We start from the raw sequence: 16,975 nt of genomic DNA, 5'->3' as shown, positions 1-16,975 counted from the left end.
CTCTTTCCGTCTATTCTTTCATTTTCGTATTCTATTTAAAATATTTATGACACCAAATTCCTCTTTTCTAACGATTATAGTATAAAGGAGGAATTTATTATGTTTATTTATGTTAGAACTGGTTTGGATGGTAGCAGTTGGAGGTCAAAAAGCATTAGTACTGAAGGTTTGTTCGATGAAGAAATTTACCAGAACAAAACTCTTCCAGCCTCAGAGGTGAAATTTACAAATGAACCTGTACAAGGAGACTACGAAGAGCTTTGTGAAAAGTTGTCTGGAGAAGTCATAACTTATAGAAGGAATCCATAACTCACTCAGAGAATTAGTTAATAATAAAAGGAGGAATTACTATGAGCGTTCAAAGAATTGACATAGCTAAAGACTATGATTTCGAGATTCAAGAAATTAAAAACAGACTTAAATACTTAGAGAATGGTCATATTTATGAATTAACAAAATCGCCACAAGACGGTTCTCTATCCACAAATATTCAAAAGCTAAGAAAACAACTTAATGATTTATTTTCCAAAATCGAAAACCAAGCACCTTCAGACTTTGAAAAAATGGATGAACTATTTGAATAAGAAGTATGAGACCTATTAAATGGTCTCTTTTTATTTTAAATGAATTTCTGAATATTACTTTTTAAGAACCGTTCATTATGAGAAAAGATAAATCTATCAGAATGTTTAACTATTTGTTCGTTAATTTTCCTCACATCTTTTGCACCTATCTTTTTAAACCTCTCCTCTGAAGAGCCAATATTAAGTGCTAGATGTGGAGTTAAAGGAAATACACCACCCTCGATAGAAAAATTTGAGTCGGCAATTTCACTTTCTAAAATTACTGGATTGTCTGATGTAATAAAATATCTGTGTTTGGGAGCTATTAAATAGCTCCAATTCATTTCAGCAAGCTTTCCCGCAAATTCCGTTATTTTTTCTGGAATGAATTGCACAAAACAATCCTCGCTAATATCCAAAGTTACTTCTTCCAACTTCCCGTCTGCTCTTTCAAGAAATTCTTCATATGTAATCTCTTCTTCACCAATATAGAAATTGCGAGTAAATTGCTCTATTGAAGTCTTATCAAACCATTCACCAGCTTCACCTTTTCTAAAGGCTGTTTCAATCTCGTTTATTATCTTTTCTTTCATACCAACTGTCCGCAACTTTTGAGAAGATACAAAATAAGCGAATTGCTTTTTCATCAAATTATTTAACACTTCTCTTTTCTGAAGTTGTTCTATGTATGGCGGGTAAAGTGGCTCAATTTGATTTGCCAAAAATTTTTCCAAATCATAAAGCTTCTCATCTTTTTCCTCGTCAGTGACAGTGTAAAAGTCCTTCACTATTGGAACTTTCTTGATACTTTGCTCTCTGAAGTGTTTATTATCTTTTTGATACAACCATATTTTTTCACTTCCAGAAGAAAATTGTTTTAAGTGTGTTTGTGGCACAATGTGTTGTTTTACTGGTAAGTTCATCTGAATTACTCCTATTGAGGTGGGATTGAACCAGTTTCTTTTGCAATCTTTACTCTTTGAATTTCTTTATTTAAGTCTTCAATTAATTTGTTCACTTCGTCTAATACATTACCGTTATCAAACTTATTCCATAGTCGAAACTTTTCACCCATAAAATATGTATCCTCCATATCTCTCGCCCTAAAGTTATCTTCATAAGCCAAGGCTTTAACAAACCTATGGTAAAAATTGAAGAAGCTTACCACTTGTATACTTAAATCTGTATTAAAGAAGTCATTAATTAGTTCAAAGGAATTCGCATTAATCTGCTGTAGAGTTAAAGACTGAGAGTTTTTGTCCACTTCTATATCATCAGCATAATCATCTAAGTCTTCGTTAGCATACTCAACTGTCATCAAATATTGGATGAATCCATCTCTGTATCCTGCTGCTTCAAGTAGGTTCTGGTAGCACATTTCAAGCTCAATCTTAGTTCTAATAAGAGAAGGTAATTGCGAAATAAACTCAGTGTATCTTTTAGAAGACATTTCATTCTCATACTGCTTTTTCACTTGCGTCTTAGCAACTATGTAAGCCACCAGCGCACTTATGAGTCCACCTGAGTAATTCCCCCAAAAGCTTATCCAACTATCCTCATCACCCACAACTCCCCAAACTGAAAATTGAAGGAAGGTGTAATTAAATATAATTGGGAAAATTAGTATTAACCCCAGAGCAATCCATATTCGTCTATCAATCTTTTTAAACATGCAATCCACCTTATTCAGCTTCAGCTCGTTCCGAAAGTAACTCTATCTCTTGCCTTGCTCTTTTCAATTCATTTGGAAGAAGGTAAACATATTCCAGAATTTTATTAGTAAATCTAAACATGCTATTAACCATTCTCTTTTCAAACTCTACCTCATCTGCATGAGCCGCCATGTTTCCAATATCCTTTAGTACAGAAGATATGTCCCCCATAAGTGGAGGTAGAATGTTCTTTTGTTGCAATTCATTTATCTTTTGATGTAGTTGCCCCTTAGTAGCCCCTTTATCTTTACACATTTTTTCTAAAGCTCGTCTTAATCCTACCATACACATAGTATTATCAATGTTTCTTACTCTTAATGCAGAATCATAAGCGTTCTTCACAGTAGTTGGTAGCCTGCTTGTATTTAGTCTATCTTCAACAGGGAATAAAAACTCCCCACCTTCGTAATTGTAATCCCCTAAGTAAAATGCGTCTTCAGAGTTCCATGTGGTGTAGAATAAATTAATGTTTGAACATGTTGGACATTCAAAAACCTCAAAAATGTCCTCAAAATCAATTTCATAGTGTCCTTCAAATGAATCGCAAGTATGATGTCTGTATTGGTTTAATAGCCTCATTGGCGTCTTATTACCGCAATGAGGACAAGTAAGTAATACTTTTTCTCGGTCTGACATACATCCACCTCAGTAAATAATATTTGAAGCAATTGTAACATTTATCGAAGGGAATTTTTACTAAGTATTATCTACTATCTCAATAATTACTGCTTATTCCGAAACAAATTTATCGTCCCCTAAAGTAATAAAAAGACCATGTACAGTCTGTTTAAGAAACAGAGGTTAGAAGTAATAAAATCATCATTTTATTAAAAAAATCTTTATAGAGGTTCTATCAAGCTTACTCTAAGTGTTTGATATCAAATTTATTCTCTCTATGCCATTTCATATATTGCTGTTGCCTTTCGTTCATCCTTATATTCATATTTTCATTGATATTAAGAAAAACCTTGGATTGCTCATCAAGAATAACTGAAATTAAAATCGCACCATTTTCATCAAAACTAATATATCCACTATCAAATAAAACATCATGATTTGGACACAATAGCAACCCATTATTAACGTCTAAACGCTCTTTATGATTAGATTGACTCCATGGTTTAATATGACTAGCTACTAGCAATCGTACAATTGAGACACCGCATAGTCCACATTTCTTTTCTTTTGCTAACAGAGCCTTTTTGAAAGTTGATTGACCTATTCTTGACTTAATGACTTGTTCTTTCTCAGTCTCTTTCACTACAATTTGTTCTAGTGTACATGTAGCGATTGAATCAAGTTCAATGTATTTGGTTGCAGAATGGGCTGCTTCATTCTTCTTTTTTGAGTACCTTTGTAGAGATTCAATAACTAAACTAAAGTTAGAATCTTGCTGCTCTAATTTGTTTATAGCTCGCCCCATATCATAACCCTTGAATATTCCTTTATGCTTGTCTTTAAGCCCTATAAAGTGGAGAATATTCATAGCTTCATGTCCTGTTTTCTTATCAGGTGCAATTTCTAGTATTCTTTCATCTAACCAACGATGAGGCTTAGATTTAAATAGGTACTCATAAACTACAGAATCCTTTTCATCATTACTGTAAAAACTATATTCCCTTGACCGTGATGACGGTTCTAAATTTGGGATACTAATATCTTCATTCTCCCTCTGAACTTCATCTTCATTTTTAATATCCCCAATTATTGTAAACCCCAGTTTCCTTAGGAAGCGATTTGTTTCATCTCCCCCACTAAACTTAGAAGGTGGGTATTCTTCATCATTTGCAAAGATGTTTGCAATTGATATTACATATTTGGGGGGATAATTTCTACCTTCATAAGAAAGTTTAAATCTTGACCTCGCCCTTTTTTTGGGCACTCTATCTCTATCAATCTTTTGAATAGCCTCTATGACATGTTCCCTATTAATATTTTGGGGAATACTCACCTAATACCACCTCATTCTTTTATTTTAATTTAGTATTTATGGTATAGAACTGTAACTGTTCACCTATCCCTTTTCCTTGAAGGGGGACACAACAATTTATGCCTTTTTGTTCAATGATAGGAATTAGATGTTCCCTATACTTTCTTCCAGCATAGAAGTCAATTTGTTCTAGGTGCAGCTGCAAATAATCTATTTGCTTTAATACTAAGTCAGCCCATTTTTTTCGTTCTAATGATTTCATGTCATTAAGAGTTACATCATATGGCTCAATAACATCATCCTGCTTTAACAGTCCATAGTTTGCAGACAATACAAACCATTCATCGTAGTTTTTCTGTTCAATGAAACTAACACCTTTCTTAAACAAAGGTGAATTTTGATACATCTCTCTAGCACTACACGGATAATTTGCTTTTAGTTTAGTACAACTTATCAAGGCTATCTTCACAAATTAAGTACTCCTTTCAGTTTTCGAAGGTGAATTACACCATTATTGTGCTCATTTACCTAAAGATATTATGAAGCTATAATAAAGAAAGCAGCAATATAAATGCTACTTTCTTTAGACTTCTCTAGAGTAATCTATTTACCAAGTATCTGTTTCCCATGCGTAATGACAATGATAGTTGCCGTTCTGAACGCAGGTGAAGAACGAGCAACTGCCGAGGAGGAACGAAGCGATAGCGAAGTGACGGGCGTGGTCAACGCCTTCTTCTATTTTCACAGAGCTTCGGCTTGTCAGCCCGTCACTCGTTCGTCCCTCACTCGCTCCTCCCCGACCATGCCACTAATCTCCGCTTTGCTTCGATTAGAGGCATGTATATCAGATTTCAAACTGAACACTTATGCATATTCTTATACTTCTTTATAAGGAATTTCCGAATAACAGCAGTAAAATAAAGCGTTTCAGCATTCACTTATGCAAAATATTACATAGAAAGTTCTAGTTTGTGATAAAGATTTCTTCCTGTTCAAACCACGCCACAGCTTCTCCATTGAGATACGTTTCTAACAATCCTCTCATTCTGCTTGAAGGGATATATAAATCAATAGTTTCACCACGTCGTATTCTACTCCTGAACAACCATTGGATTAGTTCTGACAATGCCCAAAAATCTTCATCCACCTTAACTTTATGGAATTGAAAGAATCTCTTTTCAACTGGATTCATAAAACGATTGGCTAGATAAATACAGACTTCTTTATCAATATAGTCATTTGTAGCCCTTGCAGTTAGAGAGACAAATTGTTTTGCTGCAGATTTGGGCGAAACTTTTTTCTCAAAATCTTTTAAACACGTCCACATCACTCCATCAGATTTAACCTTGCATTTGTTCCAATAGAAGTTATAGGAATGTTTCTTAATTTGTTTCATCAATTCTTCATCTTTTACGGAATTAGTTAACCAACTTCTGCTAAAAGCTCCCCTTTTATCCCCTATTTCATTCATGTTTTTTTCATTTGATTTCGAAGGATAATAAATCTTAATTCTTTGCTTTAGCAACTCTACATTTTCTTTAGTAGGCTTAACATACGGTACTAATTCGAAACGATTAGTAGATTTATCGAATTCTACTGACTGGAAATACGTATCAACATTAAACATTTTGAAATAATAGCGTTGAGATTGTCCCCAGAACATATAAGTTAGTATATTCACTTTTTTAAAAGCCTTAAATACTGAGACAGGGAAAGTCCAAAACATTGCTGTATCATTAAAAATCATCAGATTGTTTGTTCTTGCTAGCCTCTCAATTCTATTAAAGGCTCCATCATACTGTTCTCTCTTCCACTCCACAAAACCATTTTCATCAACTGTAACGTAAGGTTCATTTCCATCGTGACCAAGTAACAATTTGATATCATCTTTTGATATTTGCGCTTGCTCTATAACGTTTGCTACTTCATCTAATATTAAAGTGTACTTTTGCGATGCAATGTGTCCTAACGTTACCTCATCTATATTTGAAAATAACTCGTGGGTACTAACAATATTCTTACCAAGTCTCACTAATTTCTTTAGACTATCTAGTTTTGTAACCCCTTTATCAACTTCTGGTTCATAATACTTTCTATTAGTAACAGATTTTTTTATGCGTTTGACCTCTGATAAAAAGGGGGTAATAAACATAAACTTTTCAGTTTCATCGGCCTCATTCATACTTTGAATTGCCCAAGAGGTTTTTCCTCTTCCACAAGTTGCATCAATTATGTTTATTGGATTTTGGATATTCAGTTGTTCCATAAGCAGTCTCTCTCTTTCTAAGTTAATTCATATCAATTTTAATGGTCTATTTTAACTTTTTTGCATTACACTTCATTATATTTCCAAGATTTTGATATTACAATTGTTTTTCTAGAGCCTGTTAATTAATAATAGAGATTTTCACTGGATGAGTTTTACTCACTTTATGATTTAGTAACAAGTCAATCACTCTTAAGATGACCCGGGTTTCATGAAGTTCCCACACTTAAAATTACAATAATGCTAAACTCCACTTGTTTCGAAAACTGCAATATAAACCCTATTCAATGAAGTATTATTATTGGCTCTCCTCCCCTAAAAATCCGCTTCGTATCGGTTATTTACACCGTCTTTGGTGTGGCTGAGTGTACTTATAGGCTTCCACAGAATAAGGAGGGGGCAAATGTGGTAATTATCCCCCTTCCTCTTCTATCGTACTAAATACGTCATTATGTTTAGTTAAATGGCAGCTAAAGGCGACTTAATTTCTTTACTTTATACATTTTTAGAATTTTTTCCGTTTTCTCAATGAGGTTGATTAAGTCTTTGGTATTATCATTGTCTTCTGAATTCTTTATCTCCTGTTCCTCCTCCATATTCAAAAGGTTAATAGAGTATTGGAATTGCTGAAATAGTCGCCTTGTCGATTTTTCAATATTATCTGGGTAAGGTTCCATGTAATTAATGAAGTCCTCTATACTTAAGTCGTCTTTACTTCTATTACAACTCCGACAAGCACATATACAATTCTTAAACCCACTAATACCTCCTTGGGACTTAGCTTTAATATGGTCAACCGTGTCCCCGAAGTTTCCACAGTAGCAGCAAGTGTAGTTGTATTTCTTTAATATTGCTTTCTTAAAACTTTTCCTGTCATAAAATTTATGTATGAGTGTTTCATGTACTATTCCAGCAATTCCTTCATCTATCATTAGAACTGCTTGCTCATGCGGCACTGTGTATTCAATCTTTCGATTCGAATTCAATTTAAGACGTACTTTTATTTCTCCCTTTTCCAATGTTTCAGTATTCATTGAATAAGCAGTCTGTGGTAGCTTCAGTGTGTGTCTCTTAGACTTACAACGTTTACAATACGTCTTTCTTTTCCCTTTACCTTTCAAGGAAAACTCTTGATACCACTTAGTTCCCTTACATACTTTACACTTCCTATATAATTTGCATTTCTCCCCTATCATGCGTAACCTCCCCCATACCTCTATCTAGAATTACCTCCCCTCTCTACGATTATTTTTCATTACACATCGAAAACACATGCACCCTCCCTCCTTTGAACAAATTACTTTTTTTTGCTTAAACTCTTCCTTACTTCCGTACCTTTTGAAACTACCATCATCTTCATATTCTCTTATTAAAAGACCAGTTTCAAAGCTCATAAGGTAGTGATATATTGTACTCCTTATGTTTAGTCCATGTTTAATAGCTATCTCTTTAATATGAAAATTTGAACCATAGTAAAGCCAATGAGCATGATTCTTGAGGGAATGAAGATACCATATAAACAGATGCTCAAGTACATGTAAAGTCGACTCTTCCCCAGGGTTTGCTTTTATTACATAAAGATACTGAACATCCTTGGTAAGTTTTGGATTAATTTGATAGACGTGAGAATTTATTCGATTTCTAAAGTCTCTACTTGCTCCAATGTAAATTAGGTCTTGATTCGCATCCATGAATAAGTATATTCCTGATATACCTTCAACTGATGTGACGTTAAATCCTTTGGCATGGGTGTAAGATTTCATAAACATCGCCTCCTATTATTATAGTTCTGAGAACCACATATAACAGCTTAAAGCACCGTCACAGCGCCTGTCAATTTATTTTTTTCAATATTCAGTCAATTAGTAACACAGTATTTTACTGTTACACTAAGTTACTAACTTACGGTAAAATCAGAACAATCAAAATATTAAACATGTAACTTTGTATTACGTGTAAATAATTTTCGTGCAATAAAAAAAGCAACCATTAATTAGGCTGCTTTTCTGTAACTAGAACCATCTCTAGAGCAAAGACCAATATAGAAATCACACCCTATTTTATCTCCTCTCTATTTGGCTCTATAAGTTTTGGGTTCTAATTTGAAAGTATCTTCCACATTACCTTTTTTGGTGAATAGACTAGCATTTCCACTTTCCTTATCGTAACTAAAAACTCTATATAAATAGAACTTATCTGGATTTTCACGAGAATATTGAACTTCTGACTCTTCAATAAAAAATTCGCTTTCAATTCCTTCAGTGGTAGTTTTCACTTCAATATGCTTCACTTCACCTGCTTCTGTAAAGGACTCTATATCATAACCAAGCCCGTCCCCCTTTGTTTGAGAAACATGTTCTACTTTAGAAGCCAAATCTTCTCTTCCCAATTCCTTTAATACACTTTTTTCTCTTTCAAAGACTAATTTTTCTCCGATTAGTCCTACTCTTGAATTTTTTTTCTGAATTTCCAAGTAGTTTCTCTTAATTGGGTTGTATCTTTTACTTTCATCGTTTGTTTTAGTCTTAAGATTTACTTTTGAATCAGGTGCTTCAACTTTTGACAAAGAACCAACATTGTAACTTTCTTCTAAGTTCTCAATTTCAGGTAATATTTCTTTAGTTCTATCCTTCTCTTCGGTAACTTTATTTAATAATTTATCGTAAAATTTCTTTGTCAATCTAACATACATAAGCGTTGACATGCCGCCTACTTCCAATATTTTTTTATTTTTATCGAGGAGAAAAATACTTTGAGCCTCACTCAATTCTATAGGATATAAATCAGTTAACTCAAAGTAGATATATGGTAATAGCTCTTTAGGTTTTGTTCTCTCAGTTTTACCAACTTTACTATGATAGTATTCTGGTATGTAATCTTTTGGATTAGGGTGCTTTACAATCCCTTTTTGATTATAAATTCCTAACAAACTAGCTACATAAAAGATTTTATTTTTGCTATTGTATAAAAAGACAAAAGTGGTTTTATCTTCCTTTAACTGAGTATTCAACTTAGCTTTTCTTTTATCTGATATGTCCTTGATATTTCTACTTGAAAAATGTCCCCAAATTACACTATTGTTTTTCAAGTAAACGTTAAGATGCTCAAATATTGTAGACTGTACATTTTTAAATTCTGGGGTTGTTTCATTAAACTTTAGGAATACATGAGTACTATCTGTAAAATCTGGCAAAGTTTTTCCCTCCAAAGAATATTTTCTAAACTTAGCTTATGAAACGTACACTAAAAAGCATAACCTTTCCTTTACTTATTAAGAACATAACTCGGTTGAAATCTATTATCTTCTTTTAAAATACTAATTTTAACAATTTCCTCTTCCTTGACGTGGATTTGGTGACCTGTAATATTAGCTATCCTAGAGTTCTTTTGGTCATAATTAAAGTATTGAAGTAAGAACATATCTTTAGAAATTCTCCGTACCTCACTAAACCTAATAACACTAACATTTTGTTGGTCTTTGAACCTAAAGTGAAGAAAATACGCATATCCAAACTCTCTGTGGTAGGAAAAGTTATCGAGAAAAGAAATAGAAGACTCGTTATCGTACATATATTACCTCCATTAGATATTATTTACCATTTCTATTTTACCGTTAAGAGATAAAGCATGTAATAAATATTTTGTAATTTATATTCATTCAAATTGGCAACTTTCTGATTCCTAGAATTAGGACTTCTTTATGTTTTGTACAGTAGTCATAATAGTACTAATAATATAGAATAGGTTTATATTGGTTAAATATTCCTATAGGAGAGTGGTAGTTTGAAAATTACTGAAATATTCAACCTAGAAAAATCTCAACATGAAATAGACTTTGTAAACATTGATATTAATACTGATATCCCCCTTTTTATCGACCCAGCATTTCTAGCAATAAAAAACGATAAGCTGTCTTTTGAGGCTTCAAAGACAATTAGACACTTTTTCCAACACCTAATTGATTTAATAAGTAGGAATGATATGGACAGTGCAAGGAGGCTATTCGAAAACCTTGATGAACCCAACGAAACTAGATTGGGGGTATCTATTAGTTCTCCTAAGGGGAAAGGTGTGGGAAGTGAAGATACTCAATCAATTTTAGATAGTTTGATAGAAAGTAAAGCAATTGAATCTGGGTTAGTTGAAGAATTAGAAGACTGCCTAATTTTTGTGGATGGCTTTGGCAAGGACAAATTATCTGATATGACCACAAATATTATTAAAAAACACTTAATAGACTACACTATTAATCAATGTGAATTATGGGGAATACCTTTAACTGAACATGTACCTACTGGATTTTATTGGAACAGAGCGACTGCTCAGTGGGAAAACTCATTTGAAAAAATGCTAGTAATTAACAGTGAAAAGATTATTCTTACACCTAAGTCATTAGTGTCTTTTTCTAAAGAATATACTCCCCAGAAATACCACCAGCATTTTGTACTGAACTTTCTTCAAAACGAACAATTAAAATTAAATACCACCCTAGTACAAAAAAGAAGGGACAAAGATGGAAAGGAAGAGAGGTTTGTCACCAAGAAAAGTTTAATAGAACATGGGTACACATCAAGCAAAGGAAAAATTAGAGAATTTACAAAAGACCATCCAGAAATATTCAGTGAGTTCAAACAAGAGATTAAAAGTGATAAACACTTAACCCCCATTGGAAATGATGAACTACAAGAAATTAATGATGAAGACGAAGAAATAGAGGAAGTGATTGACTATCTCATTGACAAATTAGAAGCTATCCCTTCAGGTGCGAAGAAAGCTTCTGATTACCATAGACTTACTGTAGGCATTGTGAGCTTGTTATTTTACCCAAAGTTAACCGCTCCTCAGGTAGAACAACCAATTCATGAAGGCAGGAAAAGAATTGATTTTACATTTGATAATTCAGCAGGAAGCGGCTTTTTTCATTCCCTCCATACTACACATCAAACGCCTGCTCAGTATATCTTCTTTGAGTGTAAAAATTATTCCGAAGACCCAAAAAACCCTGAGTTAGACCAACTCTCGGGTAGATTCTCATGGAACAGAGGAAAGTTTGGTATTCTAATGTGTAGAGAAATAAATGACATGAACCTATTTTTAAATAGATGCAGGGATACACTTAATGACGATAGAGGAACTATAATCCCTCTGACAGATGAAGATTTAAAACAAATGCTTTTGTACAAAAAACAAGGATTTGATACAAAAGTCGAGCTTATTCTGAATGACAGACTTAGAAAGATAAAGCTTGGTTAGAATAAATCTTTCTTTATCAGTAAAGACACAGCTACGTTTGAAGCTGTGTCTTCTCTAACTTAAAATAAATCCTTCAACTGCTCATGGTTATTTAACACATCTTACAATTCAAGCGGAAAACACTAAGGAACTTCAATTATCGTATGTCTAGCTCCTGTATTTACCTTAAATAAGTCTTATACACTGTACACAGGGCGACTTTCTAATATATGGTCTTGAAATGACTATTATAGAAATAGATGGCTAAATCACATTATATCAACCATTTTAGTAGCTTAAATTCATTCAAATTTCACTAAAAATCCCTTACAACTTTTTCTCTATCCAAAAAAACTAGTAAAAAATTCCATAAAGAATTATAATAAATATATTCTGGGAGGAGGAGTTTTCGATGAAAGATATTGAACAAATAAGCTTATTTGAGTCTTCAGAAAATGCAGGTGGTAAAGGTTCTAAAAGTACCAAAGTGATAGATAAGGAAGATATTGAGGAAGATATTGAAGAAGAATTTGAAGAAGAATTTGAAGAAGACGATATATCTACTGAAGGTGAAGATAATGATGATGGGGTTTTCATTATTGGAAGGAAAATTGACTTTAATAGGTCTGAAAGAAGAATACGTGACCTGAAAAATGATGAAACAGATGGCTTACTAGATAAGCAACCATATTTTCAGCGCAACTACGTTTGGAGTAGACAAAAAGCTTCTCAATTAATAGAGTCGCTGTTATTAAATGTCCCTATACCTCTTATATATACAGCAGAAGATAAAACTACTGGTATTGAACTGGTAATAGATGGTCAACAAAGGCTAACCTCAACTTTTAATTTTATGGATGGAGAATTCCAACTAGATGGACTAAAGATATTTAATGAATTAAATGGAAAAACTTACTCCCAATTAGACAAAGAATTTCAATTAAAGATATCACGTTATCCTTTATCAGTAATAAAAGTTTCAGCAGAATCAGATGAGGAAGTTAAATTTGAAATTTTCGAGCGTATTAATAGTGGCTCTGCAAACCTAAATGACCAAGAACTTAGGAATTGTGTCTATAGAGGCTCCTATAATGAGTTTATTAAAAAGATGGCTAAAAACAAACTTCTTCATTCTATGATGTTTAATGGACGTTCTACAACGAGAATGGCAGACTCAGAGACGGTGTTAAGGTTTTTCTCATTTCACCTTAATGGAGTGTCCAATTATCAAGGTAGTCTTAAACGTTTTCTAAACTCTCACATGAAAGATAACAAAGTCAAGTTTGATAAAGAAAAAGAAGTTGATAGAATTAAAATTTTTGAAAGCTACAAAAAGGATTTTCTAAAGGCTTTGCACTTAACTAACACGATTTTTGGTGAAAATTCTTTCAAAACTGCAACAATCAAAAACAAAAAGTTAGTTTGGGGTAGACCCAATAAAGCCCTGTTTGATTTAATCACCACGAGTTTTGCACAGTACAGTAAACATGAGATTGTCCCTAATAGTGATGCAATAAGAGAAGCTTTAATAAATATAATGCTTAATGACCCTAAATTTCTACCGCAAGATGGAACTGTCTCTAGAACGAATGTCCGTTATAGGTTTAATATATGGAATGGAGAATTACAGTCAATCATAAATAGCAAAAAAAATCCAAGAAGTTTTAGTTACGAAATCAAGGAAGAGTTGTTTAACAAAATTCCCACCTGTGTTTATTGCAAACAAAGAATCCATTCTATTGATGATAGCGTAGTTGACCATCATGTACCTTATTGGAGAGGCGGGGAAACAATAACGGAAAATGCACGTTTAATGCATAGGTTTTGTAATCAAGTGAAAAGTGGCAAATAACAGGTGGTAATTTATAAAAGAGGACACATGTAGTCCTCTTTTATATAAGACCTCGCAGCGGGTCATACTTATCTAAAATATCTTTAAGGTCATGCTGAAAGTAACCAATGTACTGTCTTGTTACTTCTCTGGCAAGCAACTGTCTCTCGCTTAAATTTGCCTTGTACATTAATACCTTTTAATGAAAACGTTTCTCATCTTCTCTTACTAACTTGATGTGCTTACATATGTCCTTATCAATTATCTCTTCATCTAACACCCACCTAACCCAAGCTCTAATAAGCTTAAGCTTATTGTTAAATGTCTTTGGCTTGTTTCCGTTATCCTTACAATACATTAGGTATGGTTTAATCGTTTGAGAAGTTAAATCTTGTGTATGGTAGCGGAAACCCGCTCCTTCTTATCTCTTACCTCTATTAAATCTTTTATTTGCATTGAATTTGCCCAATATACTATGGTTATTGAATCCTTCTTTTAGGTCTTCCGAATATAAATTCACATAATTCATAGTAACTTCTAAGGTTGAGTGACCTAAAAGCCGCTGGAGTTTAAATGCATCTCCACCACTAGTTATATAATGTTTAGCAAATGTATGTCTAAAAGCATGTATGGAAGTCTTTTCAACTCCTCTGCTTTTATTGTAACGTGAGATGGCATGCTGAGCAGAATTTCTAGTCATTTGTTCTTTTAACTCATTAACAAACAAGTAATCCTCCGCTCCTAGCTCATAGTTGCGTACATAAGTCTTAATTATCATTATTAGGTACTCGCTGATTGGATTGTACTGAGCTTTTCTGTTCTTTGTGGTATTTAAGACTACCATTCCGTTCTCCAAATCAATGTCCTCTACTTTGAGGTTTAGTAAGGTATTTAACCTGTTACCTGTTTCTAATAAGTAGTTAACCATTACCCAATTGCGATGCTCTACAAAGCCAATAGACTTCATCTCTGGCTTCTTAATTAATCGTTTGATATCTTCATCACTATATGGTTCCTTTTGCTCTTTATTGGCTTTTATAAGACTGATACTAAAGCTTTCTAAATGGCTTTCCCGCATTCCAAAATAGAGAAGTGCTCTAGCAGCTCTCAAATAAGTATTAATAGTCGTATCCTTTAAGCTTTTATCTCTTAACCACATAATATAACGGTCGATATGAGATTTTCTAATGTCACCTACAAACTCTATACTCGTTTCAATTAAGTAATCAAAGAAATAAGATAGGTTTTGCTTATAGTAAATGATAGTCATTTCAGAAAGGTTTTTCACCCTATTCCCTAATTGGAAATCCTCATAAAGTTCTTTTACACTCTTTTCCCGCTTCTCTAAGTTTTGCTTGTTCATTTTTGTCATAATGTTCAGCTCCCTTTAAGATGATTTGTCTTAAAAGGCATTCAATAACCGTATTTGTTGTCCACACGATTAGGCACTGAATTAATCAATTTTGAATACAAAAAAATCAGTGCTCTGAATTAATCAAAGCACTGATTTCATAGGGTTTAACACCTTTATTTAATACCGGTGGCCGGGGTCGAACCGGCACTCCGTGAGGAACACGATTTTGAGTCGTGCGCGTCTGCCAATTCCGCCACACCGGCAAAATCTCATTGGAGGCGGCAACCGGAATCGAACCGGTGATAAAGGAGTTGCAGTCCTCTGCCTTACCGCTTGGCTATGCCGCCATTACAAGATCAGTAGTATTTTAGTTTATTCTAACATGTACTCAATTATGATTGAAATATTATGGAGCGGGAGACGGGATTCGAACCCGCGACCCCCACCTTGGCAAGGTGGTGTTCTACCACTGAACTACTCCCGCAGTGGAAAATGGCTGGGCCAGCTGGATTCGAACCAGCGCATGACGGTACCAAAAACCGTTGCCTTACCGCTTGGCTATGGCCCAAAGTGAAATTAAATGGGGCGGCTGATGGGAATCGAACCCACGAATGCCGGAACCACAATCCGGTGCGTTAACCACTTCGCCACAACCGCCATAGAAAAAAAGCAGGGGTAGTAGGAATCGAACCCACATTGACGGTTTTGGAGACCGTAGTTTTACCATTAAACTATACCCCTATTTGAATGATTAAATTATAAATGGTGGAGGGAGTAGGACTCGAACCTACGAACCCGATGGGAGCGGATTTACAGTCCGCCGCGTTTGGCCAACTTCGCTATCCCTCCATGTTGTATATGCCTACTAGCATCAAATGGTGCCGGCCAGAGGACTTGAACCCCCAACCTACTGATTACAAATCAGTTGCTCTGCCAGTTGAGCTAGGCCGGCTAAAAAAATGGTGGCTCGGGACGGAATCGAACCGCCGACACACGGATTTTCAGTCCGTTGCTCTACCGACTGAGCTACCGAGCCGAATCTTATGTATAGCCTAAGTATGAAAATGGCGGTCCGGACGGGACTCGAACCCGCGACCTCCTGCGTGACAGGCAGGCATTCTAACCAACTGAACTACCGGACCCTATTAACTATTAATGAACGAAGAAGTTAGTTCAACGTAGTTCATTAAAGTAATTTGGTTGCGGGGGCAGGATTTGAACCTGCGACCTCCGGGTTATGAGCCCGACGAGCTACCGAACTGCTCTACCCCGCGATATTGTGGGTTTTCTAATTCCCATAAAGTATGAAGTTATCTTGCGGTAATGGTGGAGGATGCAGGGATCGAACCTGCGACCCCTTGCTTGTAAGGCAAGTGCTCTCCCAGCTGAGCTAATCCTCCATATGAAGTGGTGACCCGTACGGGATTCGAACCCGTGATACCGCCGTGAAAGGGCGGTGTCTTAACCACTTGACCAACGGGCCATTGTGGAAAAATGAACTTATGGCGGAGAGCGAGGGATTCGAACCCTCGAAACCGTGGTAACGGTTTACACGAATTCCAATCGTGCTCCTTCGGCCAGCTCGGACAGCTCTCCAAAATATGGCTCCAACGGTAGGATTCGAACCTACGACCGATCGGTTAACAGCCGATTGCTCTACCACTGAGCTACGTTGGAATAATGTAAAACCTGGCGGCGTCCTACTCTCACGGGGATCGACCCGACTACCATCGGCGCTGAAGAGCTTAACTTCTGTGTTCGGCATGGGAACAGGTGTGACCTCTTCGCCTTCACCACCAGATCTTATTTCCTTTTTTTCAAGGACAAGATATATTGTATTGTTTTTTGAGCGAAAAATCAAGGGCAAATTACAAGTTTTTTTGTAAACCCTCAAAACTGGATAAGGTAATCATTCAACCATCGGACGAGCGAACGTCTCTTCCGACTTCTTTTTTAAAGGATAGATAAGTCTTCGATCCATTAGTATCCGTCAGCTCCACGTGTCACCACGCTTCCACCTCGGACCTATCAACCTCATCGTCTCTGAGGGATCTTACTTACTTGGCGTAAGGGGAAATCTCATCTCA

16 protein-coding genes, 15 tRNA genes, 2 rRNA genes and 1 pseudogene are annotated in these 16,975 nt (G+C 35.1%); 5 read left to right on the top strand and 29 right to left on the bottom strand.

The window, feature by feature from the left end; genetic code table 11:
- Nucleotides 1-99: 99 nt before the first annotated feature.
- Together ACTWP7_RS14235 and ACTWP7_RS14230 are read left to right on the top strand one after the other, a co-directional pair.
- A complete protein-coding gene (locus tag ACTWP7_RS14235) occupies nucleotides 100-309 on the top strand; it encodes a hypothetical protein (RefSeq protein ID WP_443123758.1) in 210 nt (69 codons plus the stop codon).
- Nucleotides 310-350: 41 nt separating this feature from the next.
- Entirely contained in the window at nucleotides 351-584 is a 234-nt protein-coding gene (locus ACTWP7_RS14230; protein WP_443123757.1) for a hypothetical protein, read from the top strand.
- 35 nt (nucleotides 585-619) lie between these two features.
- On the opposite strand, the gene ACTWP7_RS14225 is transcribed toward ACTWP7_RS14230, so the two are convergent.
- The 5 genes from ACTWP7_RS14225 to ACTWP7_RS14205 all read right to left on the bottom strand — a co-directional run bounded on the left by ACTWP7_RS14225 (nucleotide 620) and on the right by ACTWP7_RS14205 (nucleotide 4,674).
- Nucleotides 620-1,486, bottom strand: a complete 867-nt coding sequence (locus ACTWP7_RS14225) for a DUF4238 domain-containing protein (RefSeq protein ID WP_443123756.1) — start codon at nucleotides 1,484-1,486, stop codon at nucleotides 620-622.
- An 11-nt stretch (nucleotides 1,487-1,497) separates the two neighbouring features.
- Nucleotides 1,498-2,235 (bottom strand): hypothetical protein, encoded by a 738-nt coding sequence (locus ACTWP7_RS14220; protein ID WP_443123755.1) that lies wholly within the window; start codon nucleotides 2,233-2,235, stop codon nucleotides 1,498-1,500.
- A 10-nt stretch (nucleotides 2,236-2,245) separates the two neighbouring features.
- Nucleotides 2,246-2,911, bottom strand: a complete 666-nt coding sequence (locus ACTWP7_RS14215) for a DUF4145 domain-containing protein (protein ID WP_443123754.1) — start codon at nucleotides 2,909-2,911, stop codon at nucleotides 2,246-2,248.
- A gap of 223 nt (nucleotides 2,912-3,134) precedes the next feature.
- Entirely contained in the window at nucleotides 3,135-4,226 is a 1,092-nt protein-coding gene (locus ACTWP7_RS14210) for an HNH endonuclease (protein WP_443123753.1), read from the bottom strand.
- A gap of 19 nt (nucleotides 4,227-4,245) precedes the next feature.
- Nucleotides 4,246-4,674, bottom strand: a complete 429-nt coding sequence (locus ACTWP7_RS14205) for a DUF6884 domain-containing protein (protein ID WP_443123752.1) — start codon at nucleotides 4,672-4,674, stop codon at nucleotides 4,246-4,248.
- Nucleotides 4,675-4,839: 165 nt separating this feature from the next.
- Between ACTWP7_RS14205 and ACTWP7_RS14200 the strand changes: the two genes are divergently transcribed.
- Nucleotides 4,840-5,097 carry a hypothetical protein gene (locus ACTWP7_RS14200; protein WP_443123751.1) on the top strand — a complete coding sequence of 86 codons (258 nt, stop codon included), beginning with the start codon at nucleotides 4,840-4,842 and terminating at the stop codon, nucleotides 5,095-5,097.
- Between the two features lie 72 nt (nucleotides 5,098-5,169).
- Here the strand turns inward: ACTWP7_RS14200 and ACTWP7_RS14195 are convergent, their stop codons facing one another.
- From ACTWP7_RS14195 to ACTWP7_RS14180, 4 genes are all read right to left on the bottom strand, one after another.
- Nucleotides 5,170-6,471, bottom strand: coding sequence for a hypothetical protein (locus tag ACTWP7_RS14195; RefSeq protein ID WP_443123750.1), 1,302 nt, complete (start codon nucleotides 6,469-6,471; stop codon nucleotides 5,170-5,172).
- 470 nt (nucleotides 6,472-6,941) lie between these two features.
- Entirely contained in the window at nucleotides 6,942-7,667 is a 726-nt protein-coding gene (locus tag ACTWP7_RS14190; RefSeq protein ID WP_443123749.1) for an HNH endonuclease, read from the bottom strand.
- A 30-nt stretch (nucleotides 7,668-7,697) separates the two neighbouring features.
- Entirely contained in the window at nucleotides 7,698-8,234 is a 537-nt protein-coding gene (locus tag ACTWP7_RS14185) for a GIY-YIG nuclease family protein (RefSeq protein ID WP_443123748.1), read from the bottom strand.
- A 308-nt stretch (nucleotides 8,235-8,542) separates the two neighbouring features.
- Complete coding sequence (locus ACTWP7_RS14180) at nucleotides 8,543-9,664, bottom strand: DUF3883 domain-containing protein (RefSeq protein ID WP_443123747.1); 1,122 nt, start codon at nucleotides 9,662-9,664, stop codon at nucleotides 8,543-8,545.
- 590 nt (nucleotides 9,665-10,254) lie between these two features.
- On the opposite strand from ACTWP7_RS14180, the gene ACTWP7_RS14175 reads away from it, so the two are divergent.
- Both ACTWP7_RS14175 and ACTWP7_RS14170 read left to right on the top strand, forming a co-directional pair.
- A complete protein-coding gene (locus tag ACTWP7_RS14175) occupies nucleotides 10,255-11,724 on the top strand; it encodes a hypothetical protein (RefSeq protein WP_443123746.1) in 1,470 nt (489 codons plus the stop codon).
- Between the two features lie 391 nt (nucleotides 11,725-12,115).
- Nucleotides 12,116-13,555, top strand: a complete 1,440-nt coding sequence (locus ACTWP7_RS14170; RefSeq protein WP_443123745.1) for an HNH endonuclease family protein — start codon at nucleotides 12,116-12,118, stop codon at nucleotides 13,553-13,555.
- A gap of 40 nt (nucleotides 13,556-13,595) precedes the next feature.
- Here ACTWP7_RS14170 and ACTWP7_RS14165 read toward each other — a convergent pair whose 3' ends face one another.
- From ACTWP7_RS14165 to ACTWP7_RS14070, 20 genes and pseudogenes are all read right to left on the bottom strand, one after another.
- Nucleotides 13,596-13,724, bottom strand: a complete 129-nt coding sequence (locus tag ACTWP7_RS14165; protein WP_443123744.1) for a hypothetical protein — start codon at nucleotides 13,722-13,724, stop codon at nucleotides 13,596-13,598.
- Between the two features lie 9 nt (nucleotides 13,725-13,733).
- A pseudogene (locus ACTWP7_RS14160) lies at nucleotides 13,734-13,916 on the bottom strand (hypothetical protein); the annotation flags it as partial.
- A gap of 39 nt (nucleotides 13,917-13,955) precedes the next feature.
- Nucleotides 13,956-14,906: a tyrosine-type recombinase/integrase gene (locus ACTWP7_RS14155; RefSeq protein WP_443123743.1), complete on the bottom strand. Its 951-nt coding sequence runs from the start codon at nucleotides 14,904-14,906 to the stop codon at nucleotides 13,956-13,958.
- A gap of 163 nt (nucleotides 14,907-15,069) precedes the next feature.
- Nucleotides 15,070-15,151 (bottom strand) — tRNA-Leu (locus tag ACTWP7_RS14150).
- A 10-nt stretch (nucleotides 15,152-15,161) separates the two neighbouring features.
- Nucleotides 15,162-15,235: transfer RNA gene (locus tag ACTWP7_RS14145), tRNA-Cys, on the bottom strand.
- 62 nt (nucleotides 15,236-15,297) lie between these two features.
- Nucleotides 15,298-15,372, bottom strand: a tRNA-Gly gene (locus ACTWP7_RS14140).
- Between the two features lie 9 nt (nucleotides 15,373-15,381).
- Nucleotides 15,382-15,456, bottom strand: a tRNA-Gln gene (locus tag ACTWP7_RS14135).
- A 13-nt stretch (nucleotides 15,457-15,469) separates the two neighbouring features.
- Nucleotides 15,470-15,545, bottom strand: a tRNA-His gene (locus ACTWP7_RS14130).
- 13 nt (nucleotides 15,546-15,558) lie between these two features.
- Nucleotides 15,559-15,629 (bottom strand) — tRNA-Trp (locus ACTWP7_RS14125).
- Between the two features lie 22 nt (nucleotides 15,630-15,651).
- Nucleotides 15,652-15,737: transfer RNA gene (locus tag ACTWP7_RS14120), tRNA-Tyr, on the bottom strand.
- Between the two features lie 27 nt (nucleotides 15,738-15,764).
- Nucleotides 15,765-15,840, bottom strand: a tRNA-Thr gene (locus ACTWP7_RS14115).
- A gap of 8 nt (nucleotides 15,841-15,848) precedes the next feature.
- Nucleotides 15,849-15,924, bottom strand: a tRNA-Phe gene (locus tag ACTWP7_RS14110).
- Between the two features lie 29 nt (nucleotides 15,925-15,953).
- Nucleotides 15,954-16,030 (bottom strand) — tRNA-Asp (locus tag ACTWP7_RS14105).
- A gap of 55 nt (nucleotides 16,031-16,085) precedes the next feature.
- A tRNA-Met gene (locus tag ACTWP7_RS14100) sits at nucleotides 16,086-16,162 on the bottom strand.
- A gap of 50 nt (nucleotides 16,163-16,212) precedes the next feature.
- Nucleotides 16,213-16,288 (bottom strand) — tRNA-Val (locus tag ACTWP7_RS14095).
- An 8-nt stretch (nucleotides 16,289-16,296) separates the two neighbouring features.
- Nucleotides 16,297-16,371, bottom strand: a tRNA-Glu gene (locus ACTWP7_RS14090).
- Between the two features lie 20 nt (nucleotides 16,372-16,391).
- Nucleotides 16,392-16,484: transfer RNA gene (locus ACTWP7_RS14085), tRNA-Ser, on the bottom strand.
- A 6-nt stretch (nucleotides 16,485-16,490) separates the two neighbouring features.
- Nucleotides 16,491-16,565: transfer RNA gene (locus tag ACTWP7_RS14080), tRNA-Asn, on the bottom strand.
- Between the two features lie 10 nt (nucleotides 16,566-16,575).
- Nucleotides 16,576-16,689, bottom strand: a 5S ribosomal RNA gene (gene rrf, locus ACTWP7_RS14075).
- A gap of 159 nt (nucleotides 16,690-16,848) precedes the next feature.
- Nucleotides 16,849-16,975, bottom strand: a 23S ribosomal RNA gene (locus ACTWP7_RS14070); the annotation flags it as partial.

This window comes from Halobacillus sp. B29 (assembly GCF_052246755.1).
In the GTDB taxonomy this organism is placed as follows: Bacteria; Bacillota; Bacilli; order Bacillales; family Halobacillaceae; genus Halobacillus; species Halobacillus halophilus.
This window is presented reverse-complemented; position numbering and strand designations above follow the sequence as displayed.